Origin of the sequence: Vibrio sp. Vb0888, from assembly GCF_033338835.1 — a bacterium.
Lineage (GTDB): Bacteria > Pseudomonadota > Gammaproteobacteria > Enterobacterales > Vibrionaceae > Vibrio > Vibrio alginolyticus.
The window spans coordinates 1-1,357 of sequence record NZ_JAWOTL010000138.1; the positions used below are offsets into that span (position 1 = coordinate 1).

At 48.7% G+C, this 1,357-nt stretch carries 1 protein-coding gene and 1 pseudogene; one reads left to right on the forward strand and one right to left on the reverse strand.

Translation table 11 applies throughout. From position 1 onward, the window contains the following. On the forward strand, positions 1–999 hold a 999-nt coding region (ribA, locus tag R7P72_RS24495; protein WP_318110896.1), incomplete at its 5' end, for a GTP cyclohydrolase II. A 105-nt stretch (positions 1,000–1,104) separates the two neighbouring features. Here ribA and R7P72_RS24500 read toward each other — a convergent pair. After that, positions 1,105–1,357 (reverse strand): annotated as a pseudogene (locus R7P72_RS24500) (amino acid ABC transporter); the annotation flags it as partial.

Here is a 1,357-nt window from a genome sequence, read left to right on the forward strand (position 1 = left end):
CATGCCCCCGTCGAAATATCTTCCCAATCTTGGCCCACCAGCGAACACTACTATCAAGCTCAGAAATTTGTTGATGCCCAACTGCAAACCAAAATTCAGAAAGCCCAATCGCCGGATGAAGCGTTCGCGTTAAGCCGTCAGTACGAGCATCTCGTTCGCAGCGATTGGGCCAACATGAAGCTCTCAGTTATGGCGTTCATTGTGCGAGAAAAATTCCTCCAAAACCCGAAACTTGCTCAGAAACTGATGCGCACGGGCAATGCTTGCCTTACCGAGCATTCGCACAAGGACGCATTTTGGGGAGATGGGGGAGACGGTAAAGGTTTGAACCACCTAGGAGAAATTTTGATGAACGTACGCGCAGAGCTGCGACATGTCGAGCCTTACAATTTGGTTAAGTTCATCGACAAAGCCAAGCTGCCAACTCAGTGGGGCACATTCATGATGCACGGCTTCATCGAGACGGCTACAGGGAAGGAGCATCTCGCGCTGGTGTATGGCGACCCGACGTCTCAGCCTGCGCCATTGATTCGGCTCCATTCTGAATGTCTCACTGGAGACGCACTATTTAGCACCCGCTGCGATTGCGGTTTTCAGTTAAATCGTGCGTTGCAAAACATCGTTGAAGAGGGTTGCGGCGTGCTGCTCTATTTGCGTCAGGAGGGACGTGGCATCGGTTTAATCAACAAAATTCGCGCCTATCACTTGCAGGATGATGGTGCGGATACCGTTGAGGCGAATGAGCGTTTAGGGTTTGCTGCTGATATGCGAGACTATGCGTTTTGCAAAGGGATGTTAGAGCATTTAGGGATTGACGAAGTGCGTCTGATGACCAACAACCCCCGTAAGCTTGCGGCTTTGAAAAACGCGCACATCAATGTCGTTGAGCGTGTGCCACTGCAAGAAGGTCGCAATCCAAGCAACCAACACTATCTAAAAACCAAAGCAAACAAATTAGGGCACATGTTTGATCCCCATTTTGTTGATCAAACGGAATGATCGTTTCTGGCGGGTATCAAATCGAATAGATAAAAACGCCAGCTTGAGAAGGCTGGCGTTTTAGTGGGGATCTCAAAAGCTGCACCAGTAAAAGGGCTAGGCGCGTTAAAGATAGTGTTTGACGATGTTATCGATCTCTCCCGAGGCTTTTAGATCCGACAGGCGTTGATTAATAAAGTGTTGTACTTCAGGTTTCATCTCTGGAGAAAAGGCCAGATAGATCGAATAGTCGGGGATCACAGCGCTAAAAGATTGAATCTCAAATTGTTCGAGTGGCAGTTCCAGACGTTTTAAGTTGTACATCACCCGCGATTCCATCTCGACAAACGCAGTATCGCCTGGCGTTCTCTGAATTACG